Below are 19,658 nucleotides of genomic sequence, written 5' to 3' on the forward strand. Positions count from 1 at the left end.
AAGCAGGATTTGGTTTATAAAGGGCATACGGGTACCGGTCCGAAAAGGTTGCCAGGAAGGGTTTTTATTTGCTGAGGCAGGCAACCCGCGCGGAAAACGGGCCGTATTCACGGTAAGCGGCCATCAGCATGAACAAAATCCTGTTATTCAATCCTCAAAGCGCGGTTAACAAATACCGGATACCCAACTCGATCCTGAACATCGCTGCGTCGGTGAATGGTAGGTACGATTGGGTGATTGTGGATGGTAACTGCGAGGCTGACCCACTGGCAAAGATGGAGAGCTACCTGCGCACCGGTGCCTTCGGATACGTGGGATTTACGGTGATGCCTGGCCCGCAGCTGCGGCAGGCCGTCACAGCGGCAAAAGCAGTTAAGGTGAATTTCCCGGAAATAAAAATGATATGGGGAGGCTATTTTCCTTCCAATCAGCCCAATGCTGTGCTGAATTCGGGTTACGTGGACTTCATCATCAACGGCCCGGGAGACCACGCTTTCCCGCAGCTGATCGACGCGCTGGAGAATCGGCAGCCCTTCGAGGCGATCAGGAATATTATCTACAGGAATGCTGCCGGCAAAATTGTCAAAACGGGCAAGCAGGACCTGATCGACCAGGATTCGCTGCCCGATCTGCCTTACGACAAGCTGGCCGATTTTTATCCCATACCCAAGTACCTGGGCAAGACATACCTGGGTCAAAAAACGTTAGCATACCATTCGAGTATCGGCTGTCCGTTTACCTGCTCATTTTGTGCAGTCGTCCCGATTTACGAGGCGCGCTGGAAAGCTAAATCCGCACAGAATGTGTATAAGGATGTGAAGTACATCAAAGATAAATGGGGTGCCGACGCCATTGAATTTCATGATAACAATTTCTTTGTTTCCGAGAAAAGGGCCGTCGAATTCGCCCGATTGATCAGGTCCGAGAACATGACCTGGTGGGGGATGGCGCGGATAGATACGATGGCGAAATTCAAGGATTCATCGTTGGCGGCTATCCGGGAGTCGGGCTGCAAGATCATTTTTTTCGGTGCAGAAAGCGGTAACAATGCGATTCTGGAACAGCTTGATAAAGGCGGTACGCAAACCGGCACGCAGATTATTGAATTTGCCGAACGACTGAAAAAATTTGATATCATTCCCGAATACTCCTTTGTGCTGGGTACCCCGGCACCCTCGCAGAAACAAGTGCAGGAACAGATTGATTTTGAAATCCATTTTATTAAAAAAGTGAAGGACGTAAACCCTAAAACGGAGATCGTCATTTACACATACAGCCCCGTGCCGACGGAAGGGTCGGAATTGTACAAACAGGCTTTGGAGAGCGGGTTCAAGTTTCCCGAAACGCTGGAAGACTGGATCAGCCCGGCCTGGGAAAATTTCGATCTACGCAAAAATCCGCTGACACCCTGGCTTACGCCCGCGATGATCGACAAGATCAGGAATTTTGAAACGGTGTTGAACGGAGTTTACCCGACCGTCACCGATATCAGGCTCAATGCGGTGAAAAGGAAAGCCATCGAGCTGGTCGCAAAGCTCCGTTACAAAACGAGCCTGTACCATTATCCTTACGAAATCAAGCTGTTACAGAAAGTATGGCGATACAGGCAGCCTGAAATTCAGGGTTTTTAATTTTCCCAGCATGAAAACAGCATACTACCAACCGGAAAAGCCTATGAAAATACGGGATGAAGTATTTCAGGACCTGTACCTGGCGGTCCGGCAAAAGGAGGGCAGGGTTTACTTGGACGAGCAACTGGCGCATTTGCCGGACATTGATCCGGCACATATGCATTTCCCGGAGTGGAAAATCAGGAAACAGTCGGCAGACCGGCTGGTGAGCTATCTGGCAAAAAAGGAAAAACCATTGGCAATACTCGAGATAGGATGCGGAAATGGCTGGCTGTCGGCAAAGATGGCGAGTATCAAATACGCGAATGTGGTGGGGCAGGACATCAACCGGGCGGAGATCGTCCAGGCCGCGCGGGTTTTCCGCAAGAACAACCTCAAATTCACGACGGCGACTTTCGAGCCGGAAAACTTCGGATATATCAAGTTTGATATCATCGTTTTTGCTGCGTCCATCCAGTATTTTTCGCCTTTAAAAGAGATACTGCAAAAGGCATCGGCCTGCCTCTCGACCCAGGGAGAGATTCATATCATCGATACCCATTTCTATGCTGGAATTGAAGGCGGCGAGGCGGCCAGTCGAACGCTCGATTACTACACCCAACTCGGCTACCCCGAACTGGCTGAATATTATTTTCATCACCAGCTGTCCGATCTCAGGGAATTTAATTACAAGGTTCTGTACAACCCACACAGCCTGATCAACAAAGTACGCAGGGCCGGACCGTTTTACTGGATCTGCATTGAAAAACCTGAGATATGACGGCACAAGGGTTATACCAGGCTTTCCAGCGTTACCGGACTTTGAAAACCGACCGGATATCGGCATTGCCGATTGTGATCCTGATGCCGCACAGCGCATGCAACTGTCGCTGTGTGATGTGCGATATCTGGAAAGACAATAAAAACCTGAAACAGCTCAACGAGCAGGATATCGGCGGACTGCTGGGTTCGCTCAAAAAATTCGGTACCAGAGAAGTGGTGATGTCCGGCGGGGAAGCGCTGCTGAATGCACGCTTTTTTGAACTTTGCCGGATCCTAAAGGATCAGAAAATCAAAATAACGCTCCTTTCGACGGGGTTATCATTGAAAAAGAATGCAGAGCAGGTTGTGAAATGGGTCGACAACCTCATTGTTTCGCTCGATGGCGACGAGGTATTGCACGACCGGATCAGGGACATGCCCGGCGCTTTCAGAAAATTGAAAGAGGGGATCGAGCGCATCCGGACGATGGCGCCCGATTACCGGATCACCGCACGTACTGTGATTCACCGACTGAATTTCCGGGGCTGGCACGGGCTGATCGAAGCTGCCCGCCTCATGGGGATCGACCAGATCAGCTTTTTACCGGCCGATGTAAGCAGCAGGGCGTTTAACCGGGAAACGGTATGGGGTGCTTCCAGACAGCACGAAATACTGCCGGATGAAACCGAACTGACAGATCTACAAGAGGAGATCGACCGGATCGCCGTAAACAACAGGCACGACTTTGCCAGCCGGTTTATTGCAGAGTCTCCCTCTAAAATCCAGGGTATTTACCATTACTACGCAGCTTTCTACGGCCGGAATGCATTTCCGGTGAAAAGGTGCAACGCGCCCTGGGTATCGACGGTGATCGAAGCGGACGGGAATGTGAGGCCGTGCTTTTTTCATGACACGATCGGCAACATCCGTGAGGCCTCATTGGACGATATTTTGAATGGTGATCAGGCGCTCCATTTTCGCAAAACGCTGAACATGGGTATCAACGCGACCTGCGTGAAATGCGTTTGCTCCCTGAATTTGTCACCACTAGCCCGGCTTGACTAGCAAAAAGAATGAGCAATATCCTTTTCAGTCATTCCTATTTTCTGCGTTTCGATCCTAAACAGTGGGCATTGAGGCAACCCTATCCGCCATTGGGTACTCTGTATGCGGCAGCGCTGATGCGTGCGCACGGTAACGAAGTGGGTTTGTTCGATACGATGTTCGTTGCGGACCCCGGGGAGGTGACCGTGGCGCTGGATTTTTATAACCCGGATTTTTTTGTCATTTACGACGACGGGTTCAACTATCTCACCAAAATGTGCCTTACCAATATGCGGGAGGCCGCTTTTGAAATGTGTAAGCTGGCGAAAGCCAGAGGATGCACCACCATTGTTTCCAGCTCGGACTCGACCGACCGGTACCGGGAATACCTCCGGGAAGGTGCCGATTTTGTGCTTTTAGGGGAAGCGGAACATACATTACTGGAACTGACTGACTGCATTTCAGGCGGATCCGCAGATTTTGCCGCTATCCGGGGACTAGCCTACAAAAACGACGGCGAAATTATTAAAACAGCCGCGCGGCCAGTTTTGAGAGACCTCGACAGTTTGCCACCGCCCGCATGGGACCTGGTGGACATGGATGCGTACCGGGGAACCTGGCTCAAAAATGCGGGCTATTTTTCGCTCAATATGGGAACGACGCGGGGCTGCCCTTATAAATGCAACTGGTGCGCCAAACCCATTTACGGCAACCGCTACAATTCGCATAGCCCGCAGCGGGTGGTCCGCGAGATCAGGTTTTTGAAGGAACGCTATCAGGTTGACCATATCTGGTTCTGCGACGACATTTTTGGTTTAAGACCTGGCTGGGTACTGGAATTTTCGCAGCTGCTGAGGGCCGGGAACATCGGTATCCGCTTTAAGATACAGTCCAGGGCTGATCTGCTGGCGGACGAGGGGCTGGTGAAAGCGCTGGCGGGCGCCGGTTGCGAAAATGCCTGGATCGGAGCAGAAAGCGGCTCGCAGAAAGTGCTGGACGCGATGGACAAAGGGATCACGATTGGCCAGGTCCATACGGCTACCCGCCTGATGAAAAAGTATGGGATCAGGCCTTCGTTCTTCATCCAGTTTGGCTACCCGGGCGAAACCAGGGAAGATATTGCCCTCACGATCGGCATGATCACTCAGCTCTTGCCCTTTGAGATCGGTATTTCGGTTTCTTATCCTTTGCCGGGGACCGGGTTTTATGAAAATGTAAAGGTGGATCTCAAAAAGAAAACGAACTGGACCGATTCCGACGAAATGGCCCTGTTGTTTACCAACACGTATCCGGCATTTTTTTATAAGCAATTGCACCGGTACGTTCACCAAAACTACCGCAAGCACCTCGCAAAAAACAGCCTTAAGCACCTCATTAAAAACCCTGGAGCCGTTTCCGCTGCCAGCATTAGAAAAGCCGCCTCTGTTTTCTACTATGCACCGCTTACCTACATCGAAAAACTGAAACTGGACCGGTTCGAAAAAACGCTATGAGGGAAAAGGTACTACAGGGTAACGAAGGATTTGCCGAGGCTGCTTTTAGCAATCAGTCTGACATTTTCGATGATCTGTATTCGCATAACACCATCATCAATTACAAAAGGAACCGGGTCAGGGAGCATGTATTGCGCTACCTGAAACCGGGCGGCAATATCCTGGAACTCAACAGCGGTACCGGCCAGGATGCACTGTACTTTGCGATGAATGGATTTCAGGTGCATGCTACGGATATTTCCAGAGGTATGCAGCAGCAATTGGCGCAAAAGGTGATCGATCACGGCATGGAGAAACAGATAACCCATGAACTGTGCTCTTTTACGCAATTGGATTCTCTCCGGAACAAAGGCCCTTATGACCTGATCTTTTCCAATTTCGCCGGACTGAATTGTACGGGCGAGCTGGACAAAGTTCTGCGGTCGTTTTCCGGCCTGCTTAGTCCCGACGGCCTGGTAACCCTGGTGATCCTGCCCAGGTTTTGTCTATGGGAAACGGCATTGTTTTTAAAAGGGGATTTCAAAACCGCGTTCCGAAGATTTAACAGTCGGAACGGACAGGATGCGCATGTGGAAGGGGTTCATTTCAAATGCTGGTATTACAATCCTTCATTCGTTAAAAAAATCCTCAAAACGGACTTCCTGACATTGGAAACGGAGGGATTGTGCACCCTTGTTCCGCCGTCGTACATCGAAGGTTTCGCCGAAAAGTTTCCATCCCTGTATAAATGGCTTACCTGGCTGGAAGGGAACCTGAAAAGCAGTTGGCCATGGAAATATTGGGGGGACTATTACCTTATTTCCCTTCGCAAGAAATAGTTTTGGTCAGGCCGGTTTGTTGTCTGGCTGATGGAGTAGCATTTCCAGCTTATGTTCGTATTTCCTGATCAGCTCATCCTGGAAATTTACCGGGTCGGGCTTTGCGCAATGCCTGCTTGCGGCCATTCCCATGATCGAGCCTCTGAGGTTACGCTTTTTCCTTAAAGTCTTTTCCCGCCATCTCTCCGCTGTGAGTTTCATCAGGTAACTGTCGATCCGGTCACCGTGTGGGTTGTTAAAAATGCGTTCAATGCTTTTTTTCAAAAGGCCATTTCGTGCAGCGGGTTTTGCAGCCGATGCGGTCACGACTTTGTTGGGTAAAAAAAGAGCTATCCACGGATTGGCGGTATAAAAATTTTGAAACATTTCCCAACCCTGCAAAGGCATGATCGTCGCGATTTCCACGGCGGTATAGATGTTCTTTTCCTGAATTTCCAGTTGCTGCTCATCGATGTAATAATTCATACAGAAATGATGCTGCCGGTTGACGAGAAAAGTGAGCTTTTTGAACAGGTGCATGATTGTCCGTGCAATCCAGAGCCGGTTGCTTTCGGTAATAATAAACAAATCAATATCCGAGCGTTCGTCGGCAAAATTCTTGGATAATGAACCCGAAATACCAATTGCCCGGACGTAGGGAAATTTGATCAGGAATCGACCAACCTTTCCCGCTGTTTCAATCAGCCGAAAAGCATTTTGATTTCCTTTTTTCCGTCGTATGGCCACCAGTGGGTCATTTTTTAACGAATAAAATTTTTCGAAACGGAAAACCAGTTTGCAATCGGTGAGCGAATCAATTGCGCCGCTGAAATCGTCCTGCGGGTAATTGTTTTTCAGGTATTGGAAGATCTCTCCGTATGTAAGGGGGTAATCCCACATATCGAAGTACGCCAGTGCCGCTAATATGTCCTTTTCAATCTTCAGCATGCGTGTACGATTCCACTTTTTTGATACTGGGTGATTTGACAATCCTGACCGGGCCGGAGAAGATCAACAAGGAAAAAAAGACTCCGTAAAAAAATATCCCCTTGTCCACATCCAGGAAGTTTTCGGAAAATGAAACAGTCGTGATGATCAGCATGAATGCAAATAAGAGCAGGTCTTTTCGGAGCAGCGCCATTTGAAATCCCCGGAATAGCACCGTTAAGTAAACAGCCAGTCCGATCACTCCCCATTTAATCAGAAAGCTTATAAACTGGTTATGGGCATTCAATCCGTATAGAAAAGAGCGGTAGAACTTCTGTTCAAAAAAGCGGTCTTTCAAAAGTGCAATTTCTGTCCCAGAACCATGACCGACCACCGGGGATTCGCCGGCCAGCCTGAGCGCTACTTCCCAGCGCGCAAGGCGGGGATCTGTAAGTTCGCCGGTGGCAGCATCGCTGAGATCTGTCTGGAACTGGTGGACATAGCGTTCCCTGAAATGATCCATCTGATAAATCCCAAGAACGGCCAATACCAATAGGGACATCGAAATGATCATAAAGCGTGTCCGTTTTAATCCCGAAAACAGGAAATAGGGGAAGGCCGCCAGAACGATCAGCAGCAGGGCAATGGACGCCGATTTTGAGCTGAGCTGTATCATGCCCGCAGCCAGGACCAAACAGCAGAAGGTATAAAAGAGCCCGACCTGGATGGTATGTTTTCGGGTCAGCTCCGACAATAAAAAGACCAGTGACAATGCAATTTGCATCGAGAAAAAAGTGGCATGCATTTCAATGGGTTTCGCGAAATTATGATTGATGAATTCCGGTGAAAACAACGTCGAAATCGGGAACTGATAATAATAGATCGTGTATAATGCTTTGAAATACAGGTAAATAATGGTTGCCGTGCAGGTGATTGCGAAAACTGCCAGGAGTTTGTTCCTGTATTTTGTCAGGTCGGGCGTGTGGAGACAAAATACAAGCGGGATCAAAAAAAGCGTCGATTGCCGGCCGATTTCGTTAGATGCTTCTTTCGGGTCAACCGAATAGAGCGTACCCAAAAGTGTCAGATAAAATACCGATTGCAGCCAGAGATTGTCCCATGTAAAAACCTGCTTGCTATTCTTTTTTCTGAAATGAATGGCCGTGTGAATGGTAAGACTGATCAGGATCAGGTGGCTGTAAAACCGGTCGAAGGGCAAGCTGACCAACAACAGAAGTATATGGTAATAGCTGATCTGATCAGCCGTATTGTCTTCTATCCCGAATCGTTTTTTCATTTGCGGCCAGTGTAGCACTCCGTGATAAATTCCTCGTATTCATCCACGATCTTTTCCCAATTGAATTGCTGCCGGATCTTTTGCAGATTATTCCGGACCATGATCTTTTCGGTATCTTTTCGCTGCACGTTTTCAACCAATGCCTTGACTTCTGCCGCGTTGTTAAAATAAAAAGCGTCGGTATTCAGAACGGCCTTGTTGAACGGATTGTCGTGGGCAGCGATCAAAGCTTCGCTGGCCATGGCTTCTAGCAGCGACGGATTGGTTCCGCCGACACTGTGCCCGTGGAAATACAGATAGGAATTATTTTGTAATGACCTCACTGTGGTGTTATCAAAGTTTGAACCTTTGAATTCGATCCGCTCGTCGTTCCTGAATTTTTGCCTGATAAACTTCCCGAACTTGTTGGACGTGTTGCCCAGTACTTTGAAGTTTTTGGGAGAGTCGCTGTTGTTGAAACCATCCAGTATGGTTTCGATATTATTTTCAGGTTCCATGCGGGCCATCAGCAAAAAGTAATCCTCTTTGCCTTGCGCTTTTTTATCAAACTCTTCCCGTTCCTGTTCCGAAAAAAGGTCGGCCCCGTATGGGATATACCGGCTGTTGATCTGGTAAGTATTTTTTAAATATGACTGGATGACACGGGAATCTGAAATGTAAAAATGACTGTGTTTCACTGCCAGTTTTTCGGCATATTTTAGGAAGCGCTGCACCGGTTTTGAATATTTGGAACGCTTCCATTCCAGGCCGTCCATATTGCTGACGATCACGCTGTCTTCGGGATACATTTTCCCCCAAACCGAGCTGCTTGTGTAGCCCATTAACAGGATCACGTCGAATTTTCTTTTGCGCGCGTCGGCCAGACAATTAAAGTCGTAGGCAAATTGCCCGGCCGTCCCGATCAGGTATTCCGGGTCGTAGCAATGCACAATGTCCACACCGTTCCATTGCTTTTCCTGATAGGGATGGTTGTGTGAATTATAAACCGTTACCGAATGTCCTTTTTTAACGAGGCCTTCTGAAACATATTCGGAGATATGCTCGAACCCGCCGTAATGGTTAGGGATTCCCCGCGTACCCAAAATCGCTATCCTCAGTTTCATACATCGTTTGTTTGTGAATGTCTGGCTGCAAAAGGTCGTAAAATGCTTCACTGCTTTTTTGCCAGTTGTATTGCCTGCTAACCTCCTTCGCTACTTTTTCAAGATAAGCCGGTGTTGGAGGCGCAGTTAATAGCTGCGACAGCTTGTCTTCAAATTCGTCCAGGCTGTCCGGGTCAAAAATATAGGGCTCGAAAAAATAGAAATCCTGCATGGCTGTGGCGCAGGAGCATAGCACAGGAGCCTGACACACAGCCGCTTCCAATGGAGGTATACCAAAACCCTCCGCTTTGGACGGATACACAAAAACCCTGCACGCTTTATAAAAGGCTGCCAGATCGGCCTGCCCCACTTGCGGGAGCCAGTGGAACATTTTCTTCTGATCAGGGTTCAGGGAGTCGATCAGCCACGTCAGCTCCGGCACCTGAAGGGATTCTTTTCCGATGAATACCAGCGGGATATCCTGTTCGTACAGGTGAAGATTGAGGTAGCTTTCCAGCAGCAGCAGCTGATTTTTACGTGGCTCGATCCTGCTGGTACACAGGATATAATTCTCAATCCCGTATTTATTTTTAATAAAATCGACGGCCTTTCGTCGGGAACCGTCGAACTCGTCCCATACGTGATTTACGCCATTGGGCACGATATGGATATCAGGTTTCGGGATGCGGTAATGACGGGCAATCCGCTGTTTGGAATACAAGGAAACAGTGGTTTTGATATCCGCCTTCCTGATACTATGGCCAAACAGCAGCTTGCGGCTGAGCCTGTAAAACAGTGGAAAATCTTCTTTGAAATCGTTAAACAAGACATCGTGCAGCGTTACAATGTATTTGCAATTGCCGACTTTTCCCGGCGCGATGTACTGGAAGTGCGCAAACTCAAACCGGTACTTGCGTATGTAGTCCGGTATATCAAACACAAAGCGCAGCAGCCCCATTTTTCTCTTTTTATAGGGCAGTATATTGGCCGCAGGCAGGTACGGAAACAGGCTTTGGATATTGCTTACATTGCTGGCGCCGAAATAGATATCCAGTTCGGGATGGTCCTTTATCAATTGGGTATATAGCTCACGTACAAAGGTTTGTGCGCCCTGAAACTCTTTGTCGAAAGAGTGGCCGTCTACGAAGATCCTGATCCTTTTAGCTGTCATAATTCAGCTCCTTTCTGATGATTCGCGCTTCGGACAACACGGGGCCGGCAGGGCGATAATCTGTTTTGACTTTGTGATAAAATCCGACCAGCGCCTTTTCCGGTAAAAAGGACAAAGCCAGCAGGAAATAGTTTTTGATGTGGAACGGGCTGATGGACAATGTTTTCAGGAGATTTTTCCTGGCTTTTTCGGGCTGGTAGTTATTCCATAAGTATTTCTTGCCCAGCAGTGCATAGTAAGCGCCTTCCTTGATCCGGGCGGCATGTTGTTTCTGGCAGATTTGCTGCAGCTCCCGGCCCTCCTCGCTGGTAATCGTTAACGTTTTCAAAGTGTGGTATTTGATCCGGCGAAACCTCGGCGTACGCCATTTTTCATCAATGGTGACCGACCCGGGATTAAGCCGGACCTGGATCAACGATTGGTGCAGGTTGCAGCCCTTTTTGTTTTTCAGGATATGCGCCCAAAGAAAATGGTCCTCGTAAGTATATGCATGTTCATTATAGCCCCCTGCACTGCATATTGCTTCTTTTTTGTAAAAGACAGTCGAATGGATAAACGGGCAGACTTTGTAGCTCAGCTGCCGGATCGCGCTGTTGGTGAATGCTTCGGGCTGGTAATGGAACACATGCTCCCCGTGCACGTCGACATAATCGGCAGCTGAGCCAATGATGCTGTATTCGGGATTGGAGAGCATGAAGTGGTATTGGATTTTCAGCCGGTCGGGATAGCAGATGTCGTCGGCGTCGAAACGGGCGATATAAGGAGCAGACGCGCAGGCAAGGCCGGTGTTCAATGCCGCGGCAATACCCTTGTTTTCCTGGGTGATGACCCGGATACGGATATCATTAAACGCAGCGATCACGGCGAGGGTGTCGTCGGTAGAACCGTCGTTTACAATCAGCAGCTCAAAATCGGGGAACGACTGGCGCAGCACCGAGCTGATCGCTTCGCGGATGTATCTCCCGGCATTGTAAGCGGGCATCAAAACAGTGATTTTCGGCTCATGGATGTTCATAGGGCAGAGCAGGTTGAAGACTGTTTTCTTTGATATTGAGCATCAGCATCAACTCGAACAATACGAGCACGGAGAGCTGTTCGAACCAATAATCGATCGAAAGCACCGCTGTGATCAGCATGAGAACAGGCAGGCCGTAAGTCAGTTTTTTGTAATGTTTCGCAAAAAAGCCCCAGTAAAAAAATGCGAAGGCCATTAACCCCAGTAAGCCGTACTCCGAAAGAAGCTGGTCGTATACCGAGAATGGGCTGTTGGTGAGCGAGTGATAACCGGCATGTTTGCTGAAAAAATGCAGGTACACATCGAGGTGGTTCTGCATGAAATCCGGATGGATGTACACATACTTTTCGGGGAAGCCGCCGGCAAACCCGAGCCCCGTTGCGCGGAAGGCAAGCTTAGAGGAAAAGTTACCCACACCATTGCCGGTCAGTATTTTAGATGGCTTTTGAGCATAGAATTTTATCGTCTGCAGTATCGAAAGTACCTTTCCGGGCAGCGCAGGAACAGCAATGCCTGCGGAGGAAACAGGCAACAGCCGCTGATGCATGTGGATGAATTTCAGCAATGGCTGCTGTGCTGCCAGGGGGACTTTGATACTCTGGTAAGTAGCGGAATGGATGTCCGCCTGAGGAGTGATCACCGCCCCCTCTTCCGTCCTGACAATCGGCTTGACAGAAATCAGCTGTTTTTCCCTGACGCCTTTCCGGTAAGCCGCCTGGCTCAGACTGTCGAGGTATAAGGTCGCGAACTTGACCCGCTTTTCCTCTTGGTTTAAAACGGAATCCGGTTTTTGCACAATGGGTAATTCTTTGGTTTTTGAAGCAACCTGGTGGGTAGCCTGGTCTTCGAAAGTATCCTCAATGGTTTCGGAAACGTACCGGTTGTTTTGCGGAGAAACTTTCGTCATGAAGGTGACCAGCATAGCCAGGCAGATCACGATCAAGCTTTTTTGGTCCCGGTTGCTCTTGAAAAGAAAGGTGATGCCCAGGATGAATAGCAGGATAATATTGACAAAGTTACTGCCCGTCAAGAGCAGCGCAGCCATGCAGGCGAGCAACATGACCGTATTTCTCCGTGCCAGAAAATAAATCGCGCCCATGGCATTGATGACCGCGTTGGTAGTGGAAGTGTCGAAAGTGAGGCCTTTGATATAGTCGCCGGTGCTCAGGAAATATTTCTGAAATTCGCCCTGGTATTGGTAAGGATTGATTTCACCTGTTTCGCAAATGATCAGCAGCATATTGCCGACTGAAACGGCTGTATTCAGAACGAAAAAAACCAGCAGCGTGTGGTGAATGACGGCCGGCTCCTGCTTTTCAACGGATAATTGAACCTGGTGAACAGCCAGTATGCACACCATCCAGAAGACCACGCCTGTAAGCAGGACAACCGGGTAACCCGGTTTACGAAAATCCTGGTTTACGAGCATCGTAACCAACGACAGGCCAACCACAATCGGATAGAACAAGGGCAGCCTCGAATTGGTCCATTTGAACCCAAACCGGAAATCAAATTGCCACATGTAGATCAGGACGATAGCGGGAATCTTGATAGCAAGCTTTACATTCAGGAATAGCAGGAGCAGCATCAGCAGTTTCAGATCTGCCTCATTTCTCCATTTTCTGATATCAAAACCTGCCAGGGGAGTGGTCATTCCTTGATCGTTATTAAGCCGCAAAAACCGTTTGCGTTTTAATAACTATACGGAGACAAAAGCGTGATGGTTGCTTGAACCGGGGTAACAAAATTCGCTAAAAGTGTTTTTGCTACGAAGGTACCCATCACTGCCGCCAGCAGGCAAATAACCAGCTGGTAACGTACCCCGCGGAGTTCGGCGATCCTGTTTTGGCTGACGTAAAAAATGGCCTGGGCGGCGCAGGAGACCAGAAAAGCCGCAGCCGCACCTTCATTTCCAAAGAAAGGTATGAGTAACACATCCAAACCGGCATTAACGCAAAATGTAATTACAAAACCCCTCAGGATCATTTGCATGCGTTTTTGCGCAAAATAAATGGTCCAGAAAAAATTGTTGAGATAAAGGAGCGGGATGCATAGCGAAAGCAGGAAAATCGTGTCTGCATTAACAATCCCGTACTTGCCGTCGGTTAGCCAGTCCACCACCGGCACCCACGTGACATTCAATACCACGATGGTGATGCCTGCGACGATCAGTTCGGCTGTCATCAGGAATTTCAGTTCGCGCACCGCTGATCGCGCCTGTCCGAACATTTTTGTGAAACGGGGAATCAGCAGCGGCGCAATCGCCAGCAGGGGCAGGGTGGAGATCTCGAAAACCTTATAGGCAAAGCTGTATTCCGACAGCTTGACGGACGAGAGTATGATGCCGATGAATATCCAGTCGAAGCGTGCGATGGCCGAAGTGAGTAAAGTCACGCCCGTTTGCGGCAAGGATTCGCGGAGCAGCGAGAGGTACGCCTGCCTGTTCCATTTGATGGCCACCGGAACAGAGGTCGTATTCCTGAAAAGAAAAAAGCAGAGCCCGAATTCCATGATATCGCCTGCAACGAAAATCAATGCGGCGGCTTGTAAAGACAAGACATGCAATGAAAACAGGATAGCCAGGCCCGCTGCCCGCACCAGGTTCGAAACAGAGAGCATGAAGGCGAGCACCCTGAACTGCTCCATTCCGCTGATCAGTTGTTTGAACGGGGTAGAAAAGTAGATCATCAGCTTCCCGGCGCCAATGAGCAACAACAATGGGTATACCGGCTGGTCCCCGAAGAAATAGCTGCCTCCGGCCGTTACGCCGTAAAACAACAGTCCTGAAATCAATACGTGGCACAGGTAAGTGGACAATATGGGTTCAGGGGCCTCCCCGGACGCTATCTTACGAACTGAAATCTGTTCAATGCCCATAGGCAGTAGGTTGAAAGCCAATAGCAGGATTGCCAGAACGAAGTTCAGTTGTCCAAATCCCGTTTTGTCCAGTGCCGCGCTCAGAAAGTAAAAAATAGCCAACCCGGCCAGCTGGTTTACGACCAGCTGCAACGTGCTGGCTGAAAGGTTTCGGATCAGTTTGTTTTTCTGCACTTAGTATTCAATGGCTAGGTTTTCGGCAATTTGGGTCGCGGGGGCCGAAGGCATTTTGCCTTGCTCATATTGCTTTAAAAATCGGTACTTCAATCTGGTATTTTTAAACATCATGCGGGCAAGGTCCCAGCCCACCTGCCCGTCGAGTATGCCCAAACGGACCACGTAATTTTTTACAAAAACAAACCAGGGCGAAAGGTGTGTCTTCGCAAAAGTGGTTTTTTTGCCGACTTTATGATACTGCCGCGCGCTTAGTTTTGCGTAGTTAACGGCCTTTTCATCACATTCTGTTTTGTTCCTGACTGCATAGTGATGAAGGTGGCCTTCTATTTTTTTCGTGGGAACCCCTTTCGGGATAACCAAAGTTTCATGCACCTCCGATTCGGCCCATTTCACCAGCTTGCGGTTGAACAGCCTGACGTGATGATCGCGCCCCCAATTGCCAAAGCGGACCAGCTTCGTCCCGAAATAGGTTTTGAACCGGATGTCGTAAACGATTCCCGGATTACTCAGATCAAGCTGAAAAAGTGAGCGGATCAAGTCGGCATCTGGTATTTCGTCTGCGTCGATGCTGAGGATCCAATCGTTTTTGGCCCACGCGATGCCTTTGTTTTTATTGGCCCCGTAACCGTCCCATTTTTCCTGTCGGATGCGGCAACGGTAAGTGCGGGCAATGCCCCATGTGCGATCTGTGCTTCCGTTGTCGACAACAATCACATCCTCTGTGATAAGTTCGCTCATTGACAGGCATTTACCGATGGTTTCGGCTTCATTTTTTGCGATGATGACAATTGAAATAGGAAGCATCCGGTGCTGGTATTGGATCGTGTTGTAACCATTACGTTACCCGTCCGCCAACGGTTGCCTCTTGCCGACGACCTGGCCCTGTCTCAACATCAATTCAATTTATTCGCACCTCCAAGCAACCCTCAAAACCTGTCAATACGTACGGTGTAAAAAAAGCAGGTTCCGTAACTATTCGCTGGCAAGTTAAGCGCTGCAAACTATATGGGTGAAGAACAATTAAATGCGCTGATCGATGGCTGCATCCGGGAAGACCGGAAATCACAGAAATTGCTCTACAAAACCTTCTATGGGTTCTCCATGGGTATATGCCTGCGCTATGTCAGCAACCGTAGCGAGGCGGCCGAGGTGTTGAACCAGGGATTTTACAAGGTTTTTGTCAATATCAGCCAGTTTGATCAGTCCAAACCCTTCAAGGCCTGGCTTGGGCGTATTATGATGAACGTTTCGATCGATTATTACCGGGCCAATCTGAAAATGAATTGCGCGGAAGACCTGGGACGTGCCGAACATTTCAGCAACGAGGAAGCGGCAGACGGGAACCTCACTTACCATGACCTCCTGGCGATGATCCAGAGGTTGCCGCAGGCGTATCGGACCGTTTTCAATCTGTTTGCAGTTGACGGATATTCGCACGAAGAAATTGGGGAGATGCTCCATATCAACATCGGTACTTCCAAATCCAATCTGTTCAAGGCGCGGCAAAAGCTGAAAGAAATGATTCTAAAAGCGGATGAGGTCGCAGAGCACTTAAATCGGAGCCTGAATTCCTTTCCGGCTGCGGCGGTGTGATCGTTTTGGGTCTATTTTAAGCGATCGGTAAGCCTGCGGACCGACAGGGTAGTAGCTTACGGTCCAGCGCGACCGAGAAACCACAACAAATTTTCACGCAAAGACCGGTATAAATAGCCTTTCCAGGATTTGGATAATAAGATCGAAATCCTGGCTATATGAACGGCTCTGAAAACGGCAGACGAACTTTTATCAAAAAATCGGCCATCGGGACAGCGGCGCTTGCGGCCGGCAACCTTTTTGCGGCGGGTGCAAAAGGATTGCCCGATACGGCACCCGGCCAAAAACTGCCCTGGTACAACACTGTGACCCGCTGGGGCCAGATCAACATTACCGAAAAAGACCCGCAGCAATATGACATCGCCTGGTGGCGCCAGTATTGGAAAGAAACCCAAATACAGGGCATCATCGTCAATGCAGGCGGTATTGTGGCTTATTACCCAACGAAAATCCCGCTCCATCATCAAGCAGACTACCTGCAGGGGCGCGACCTGTTTGGTGATTTAACCAAAGCCGCAAGAGAAGACGGCCTTGCCATTTTTGCCCGCATGGATTCCAACCGTGCACACGAGGATTTTTACAAAGCACATCCCGACTGGTTCGCATTGCGCGCCGACGGTACCCCTTACAAGGCAGAAGACTTGTTCGTTTCCTGCATCAACAGCCCATATTACCAGGAATATCTCCCGTCTATCCTGACGGAAATAGCGCAGATGTACAATCCCAATGGTTTTACCGACAACAGTTGGAGCGGATTGGGCCGGGATTCGATCTGTTATTGTGAAAATTGTAAGAGGGGTTTTAAAGACAGAACAGGAGAAAATATTCCCGTGAAAAAGAACTGGGACGATCAGGTCTACAAGCGTTGGATCCGGTGGAATTATGCAAGACGCCTCGAAATATGGGACCTCAATAACCGTACGACCAAGGCTGCGGGAGGCGCGGATTGCATTTGGTCGGGCATGAATGGGGGTTCGATCATGGGGCAAAGCAGGAGTTTCAGAGATTTCAAAGAAATCGCCAGACGGGCGGATATCATGATGCTCGACGATCAGTCCAGATCGGATGACAGCGGTTTTCAGCACAATGGAGAGATTGGAAAAATGGTGCACGGGTTGCTGGGCTGGGATAAGCTGGCGCCGGAAAGCATGGCCGTGTACCAGCACCGGAAACCCTGGTTCAGACTGTCCAGCAAGCCGGGACCAGAGGCCCGCATGTGGATGGTCAACGGCATTGCGGGCGGCATTCAGCCCTGGTGGCATATGGTAGCCGCATACCATGAGGACCGGCGGATGTACCATTCAGCTGTACCAGTTTTCAACTGGCACAAAACCAATGAACAATACCTGATCAACCGCAAGCCGGTTGCAAACATCGGGGCGGTGTGGTCACAGGAAAATATGGATTTCTACGGAAGGGACCAGGCGGCCGAGCTGGTAGAATTGCCATGGCGGGGTATGGTAGAAGTGCTCGTCCGGGCCAGAATACCCTATTTGCCGGTACATGCAGACCACATCGACCGCGACGCCCCGCAGTTAGCCGTTTTGATTTTACCGAATGTCGCGTTAATGACGAGGGAGCAGGTTGCCGCCGTCCGCCGGTTTGTCGATGGCGGAGGAAGTGTAATCGCAACCGGAGATACGAGTTTGTTTGACGAATGGGGAGACCCGATGGCGGATTATGCGTTGGCCGACATTTTCGGGGCGCATTTAACGGGCCCAAGAGACGCAAAGAAGGAAACAGTCATCGAAAAAATGGCCGGTGAGGCCTATCACACCTATATGCGCCTTACGCCTGAGCTACGTGCCCAGATGAATGGCCCGCACACGAAGTCGGAACCGGCTGTAGCCGGCAAGCGCCACGCGATATTCAAAGGCTTTGAAGAAACAGACATTTTGCCCTACGGCGGCTTGCTGGAACCGGTCAAAGTCGACCCGGATGCGCGAGTCCTGATGACCTACATCCCGCAGTTCCCGACTTACCCGCCTGAAAAATCGTACATGCGGGAGCCCAAAACGGATATAGCGGGGCTGATCGTTAAAACAACCCCTCAGGGAGGCCGCATCGCGTTTTTGCCTGCCGATTTTGACAGGCAGTACGGGCGCTCGAACCTGCCTGACCACGGCGATTTGCTGGAAAACATCGTCCGTTGGGCAGCCAAAGAGGAATTACCCTTCACGGTGGAAGGGGCAGGTCTGGTGGATTGCCATTTGTACCGGCATGAGGGAAGACTGGTATTGCACGTCGTGAACCTGACCAGCGCGGCAACCTGGCGCCAGCCTCTCGACGAATTCATTGCGATAGGGCCGTTGAAAGTGAAAGTGAAGCTGCCGAAATCAGTAAGTGGTAAGAACGGGCAGGCGCTGGTGATGGTCGGGAAAATGCCTGTGACCGTCAGCAATGGTTTTGCGCATTTTGAAATAAAATCCATCCTCGACCACGAAGTAATCGTGATATCCTGATGAAAAAGTGCTTTCAACACGTATGCAACATTCTTTTTTCTATCTGCTGATCTGCCTCTTGATGGGCATCGCTGCCATTGTTTTGCTGACCGCCAGGTACAAAGTACACGCTTTCTTTGCTTTGATCATCTCCTGCTTTATCGTGGGATTGGGCGTGCAATTGCCCATTGATCAGGTAATTGCGGCAACAAAGGATGGTTTCGGGAATATCATGAAATCGCTGGGATTGCTGATCGTCCTCGGCACCACACTGGGCGTGGTACTCGAACATACCGGCAGCACAAGGGTCATGGCCAATTACATTCTTAAAAAAGTGGGCGAAAAGCGCGCACCCATCGCCATGAGTGTCACCGGTTTTATCATTGGACTGCCTATTTTTTGCGATTCGGGTTACATTGTCCTGAGCGGATTAAATCAGTCGCTGGCCAGGCGCACAGGCATTTCGGTCGCGATCATGGCGGTTTCGCTTGCTACCGGCCTGTATTCCGTGCATTGCCTGATACCTCCTCATCCGGGAGCGGCCGCGGCGGCTGGGATTATAGGGGTAGATTTCGGCCAACTGATTTTGATCGGGATTGTAGTGTCGATACCCGCAGCCGTTGTGGGTTACTTATGGGCACATTATGCGGGCAAAAAAAATCCGGTGATCATTGAAGAGCAGGCAGAGGAGCAGGAAATTTCGGTTCAGCCTTCGGTTTTGAAATCCTTTTTGCCAGTGATTGTCCCGATCATTCTCATTGGTTTAAAATCTTTTTTATTGGTTGAAAATGCGCCCGCAGATGGTTGGCTCAGCATTGTATTGTCAGTTGGGGACCCGGTCATTGCATTATCTATCGGTGTTTTGCTGGCTTTCAATGGTCAGAAAGTCTGGCCAGGTAACACGGTGAGCGCCTTATTGCAGGATGCGGCCGAAAAGGCGGGGGGGATTCTGGTGATTATCGGCGCGGGCGGAGCTTTCGGTGCGGTTCTGGCTGCTACGAAGATTGGCGATCATTTAAGCGCTTCACTTGCTTTAGGCAGCTTAGGTATCTTTTTTCCGTTTTTGCTGACATCCGTTTTGAAGACGGCCCAGGGTTCTTCCACAGTTGCCATCATTACGGCATCTTCTATTGTCCAGCCGTTGCTGCCAGCTTTGGGCCTGGCTACCGGCAGCGGGCCGCTCCTTTGCATTTTGTCCATGGGCGCTGGCTCGATGATGGTTTCCCACGCCAATGACGCGTATTTCTGGGTGATTGCGAAGTTTTCGGGCCTTGATATGAAAACCATGTTGCGGGTTTATTCGATCGCAACGGTATTAATGGGCTCAACTTCCTTTTTACTAGTATATATTCTGACCAAAATATTGAAATAA

General features: G+C 49.5%; 16 protein-coding genes. 8 read left to right on the forward strand and 8 right to left on the reverse strand.

The window, feature by feature from the left end; genetic code table 11:
- Nucleotides 1-128: 128 nt before the first annotated feature.
- The 5 genes from AC1XUF_RS15780 to AC1XUF_RS15800 are packed head-to-tail and all read left to right on the forward strand — an operon-like array spanning nt 129 to nt 5,727.
- The gene (locus AC1XUF_RS15780) at nt 129-1,631 is read left to right on the forward strand and encodes a B12-binding domain-containing radical SAM protein (RefSeq protein ID WP_483342775.1); all 1,503 of its coding nucleotides are present in this window, start codon (nt 129-131) and stop codon (nt 1,629-1,631) included.
- Nucleotides 1,632-1,641: 10 nt separating this feature from the next.
- A complete protein-coding gene (locus AC1XUF_RS15785) occupies nt 1,642-2,391 on the forward strand; it encodes a class I SAM-dependent methyltransferase (RefSeq protein WP_483342776.1) in 750 nt (249 codons plus the stop codon).
- A complete protein-coding gene (locus AC1XUF_RS15790) occupies nt 2,388-3,437 on the forward strand; it encodes a radical SAM protein (RefSeq protein WP_483342777.1) in 1,050 nt (349 codons plus the stop codon). Before AC1XUF_RS15785 ends, AC1XUF_RS15790 begins: the two co-directional genes overlap by 4 nt.
- A gap of 8 nt (nt 3,438-3,445) precedes the next feature.
- Nucleotides 3,446-4,909, forward strand: coding sequence for a B12-binding domain-containing radical SAM protein (locus tag AC1XUF_RS15795; RefSeq protein ID WP_483342778.1), 1,464 nt, complete (start codon nt 3,446-3,448; stop codon nt 4,907-4,909).
- Nucleotides 4,906-5,727: a class I SAM-dependent methyltransferase gene (locus tag AC1XUF_RS15800; RefSeq protein ID WP_483342779.1), complete on the forward strand. Its 822-nt coding sequence runs from the start codon at nt 4,906-4,908 to the stop codon at nt 5,725-5,727. The genes AC1XUF_RS15795 and AC1XUF_RS15800 overlap by 4 nt, the downstream gene beginning before the upstream one ends.
- Before the next feature lie 6 nt (nt 5,728-5,733).
- On the opposite strand, the gene AC1XUF_RS15805 is transcribed toward AC1XUF_RS15800, so the two are convergent.
- The 8 genes from AC1XUF_RS15805 to AC1XUF_RS15840 are packed head-to-tail and all read right to left on the reverse strand — an operon-like array spanning nt 5,734 to nt 15,056.
- Nucleotides 5,734-6,654, reverse strand: a complete 921-nt coding sequence (locus AC1XUF_RS15805) for a nucleotidyltransferase domain-containing protein (RefSeq protein WP_483342780.1) — start codon at nt 6,652-6,654, stop codon at nt 5,734-5,736.
- Nucleotides 6,641-7,930: an O-antigen ligase family protein gene (locus AC1XUF_RS15810; RefSeq protein ID WP_483342781.1), complete on the reverse strand. Its 1,290-nt coding sequence runs from the start codon at nt 7,928-7,930 to the stop codon at nt 6,641-6,643. Before AC1XUF_RS15810 ends, AC1XUF_RS15805 begins: the two co-directional genes overlap by 14 nt.
- Nucleotides 7,927-9,033, reverse strand: a complete 1,107-nt coding sequence (locus AC1XUF_RS15815; protein ID WP_483342782.1) for a DUF1972 domain-containing protein — start codon at nt 9,031-9,033, stop codon at nt 7,927-7,929. The genes AC1XUF_RS15810 and AC1XUF_RS15815 overlap by 4 nt, the downstream gene beginning before the upstream one ends.
- Nucleotides 8,990-10,183 (reverse strand): glycosyltransferase family 4 protein, encoded by a 1,194-nt coding sequence (locus AC1XUF_RS15820; RefSeq protein WP_483342783.1) that lies wholly within the window; start codon nt 10,181-10,183, stop codon nt 8,990-8,992. The genes AC1XUF_RS15815 and AC1XUF_RS15820 overlap by 44 nt, the downstream gene beginning before the upstream one ends.
- On the reverse strand, nt 10,173-11,198 hold the full coding sequence (locus AC1XUF_RS15825) for a glycosyltransferase family 2 protein (RefSeq protein WP_483342784.1): 1,026 nt from the start codon (nt 11,196-11,198) through the stop codon (nt 10,173-10,175). Before AC1XUF_RS15825 ends, AC1XUF_RS15820 begins: the two co-directional genes overlap by 11 nt.
- Nucleotides 11,185-12,852, reverse strand: coding sequence for a hypothetical protein (locus AC1XUF_RS15830; protein WP_483342785.1), 1,668 nt, complete (start codon nt 12,850-12,852; stop codon nt 11,185-11,187). The genes AC1XUF_RS15825 and AC1XUF_RS15830 overlap by 14 nt, the downstream gene beginning before the upstream one ends.
- A 38-nt stretch (nt 12,853-12,890) precedes the next feature.
- Nucleotides 12,891-14,249 carry an oligosaccharide flippase family protein gene (locus AC1XUF_RS15835; RefSeq protein ID WP_483342786.1) on the reverse strand — a complete coding sequence of 453 codons (1,359 nt, stop codon included), beginning with the start codon at nt 14,247-14,249 and terminating at the stop codon, nt 12,891-12,893.
- Nucleotides 14,250-15,056, reverse strand: a complete 807-nt coding sequence (locus tag AC1XUF_RS15840) for a glycosyltransferase family 2 protein (protein ID WP_483342787.1) — start codon at nt 15,054-15,056, stop codon at nt 14,250-14,252.
- 201 nt (nt 15,057-15,257) lie between these two features.
- Between AC1XUF_RS15840 and AC1XUF_RS15845 the strand changes: the two genes are divergently transcribed.
- The 3 genes from AC1XUF_RS15845 to AC1XUF_RS15855 all read left to right on the forward strand — a co-directional run bounded on the left by AC1XUF_RS15845 (nt 15,258) and on the right by AC1XUF_RS15855 (nt 19,658).
- The gene (locus AC1XUF_RS15845; RefSeq protein WP_483342788.1) at nt 15,258-15,845 is read left to right on the forward strand and encodes an RNA polymerase sigma factor; all 588 of its coding nucleotides are present in this window, start codon (nt 15,258-15,260) and stop codon (nt 15,843-15,845) included.
- A 158-nt stretch (nt 15,846-16,003) separates the two neighbouring features.
- Nucleotides 16,004-18,307: an alpha-amylase family protein gene (locus AC1XUF_RS15850; RefSeq protein ID WP_483342789.1), complete on the forward strand. Its 2,304-nt coding sequence runs from the start codon at nt 16,004-16,006 to the stop codon at nt 18,305-18,307.
- 22 nt (nt 18,308-18,329) lie between these two features.
- Nucleotides 18,330-19,658, forward strand: a complete 1,329-nt coding sequence (locus AC1XUF_RS15855) for a GntP family permease (RefSeq protein WP_483342790.1) — start codon at nt 18,330-18,332, stop codon at nt 19,656-19,658.

It is taken from the genome of Dyadobacter sp. HNCC25DJ185 (assembly GCF_056895195.1).

Bases quoted from the DNA above. Each gene is read 5' to 3' on its own strand.
- AC1XUF_RS15815 (WP_483342782.1), bottom strand. From the start codon at position 9,033: ATGAAACTGAGGATAGCGATTTTGGGTACGCGGGGAATCCCTAACCAT.
- AC1XUF_RS15790 (WP_483342777.1), top strand. From the start codon at position 2,388: ATGACGGCACAAGGGTTATACCAGGCTTTCCAGCGTTACCGGACTTTG.
- AC1XUF_RS15840 (WP_483342787.1), bottom strand. From the start codon at position 15,056: ATGCTTCCTATTTCAATTGTCATCATCGCAAAAAATGAAGCCGAAACC.
- AC1XUF_RS15805 (WP_483342780.1), bottom strand. From the start codon at position 6,654: ATGCTGAAGATTGAAAAGGACATATTAGCGGCACTGGCGTACTTCGAT.
- AC1XUF_RS15845 (WP_483342788.1), top strand. From the start codon at position 15,258: ATGGGTGAAGAACAATTAAATGCGCTGATCGATGGCTGCATCCGGGAA.
- AC1XUF_RS15855 (WP_483342790.1), top strand. From the start codon at position 18,330: ATGCAACATTCTTTTTTCTATCTGCTGATCTGCCTCTTGATGGGCATC.
- AC1XUF_RS15820 (WP_483342783.1), bottom strand. From the start codon at position 10,183: ATGACAGCTAAAAGGATCAGGATCTTCGTAGACGGCCACTCTTTCGAC.
- AC1XUF_RS15810 (WP_483342781.1), bottom strand. From the start codon at position 7,930: ATGAAAAAACGATTCGGGATAGAAGACAATACGGCTGATCAGATCAGC.
- AC1XUF_RS15785 (WP_483342776.1), top strand. From the start codon at position 1,642: ATGAAAACAGCATACTACCAACCGGAAAAGCCTATGAAAATACGGGAT.
- AC1XUF_RS15780 (WP_483342775.1), top strand. From the start codon at position 129: ATGAACAAAATCCTGTTATTCAATCCTCAAAGCGCGGTTAACAAATAC.
- AC1XUF_RS15830 (WP_483342785.1), bottom strand. From the start codon at position 12,852: ATGACCACTCCCCTGGCAGGTTTTGATATCAGAAAATGGAGAAATGAG.
- AC1XUF_RS15825 (WP_483342784.1), bottom strand. From the start codon at position 11,198: ATGAACATCCATGAGCCGAAAATCACTGTTTTGATGCCCGCTTACAAT.
- AC1XUF_RS15850 (WP_483342789.1), top strand. From the start codon at position 16,004: ATGAACGGCTCTGAAAACGGCAGACGAACTTTTATCAAAAAATCGGCC.
- AC1XUF_RS15800 (WP_483342779.1), top strand. From the start codon at position 4,906: ATGAGGGAAAAGGTACTACAGGGTAACGAAGGATTTGCCGAGGCTGCT.
- AC1XUF_RS15795 (WP_483342778.1), top strand. From the start codon at position 3,446: ATGAGCAATATCCTTTTCAGTCATTCCTATTTTCTGCGTTTCGATCCT.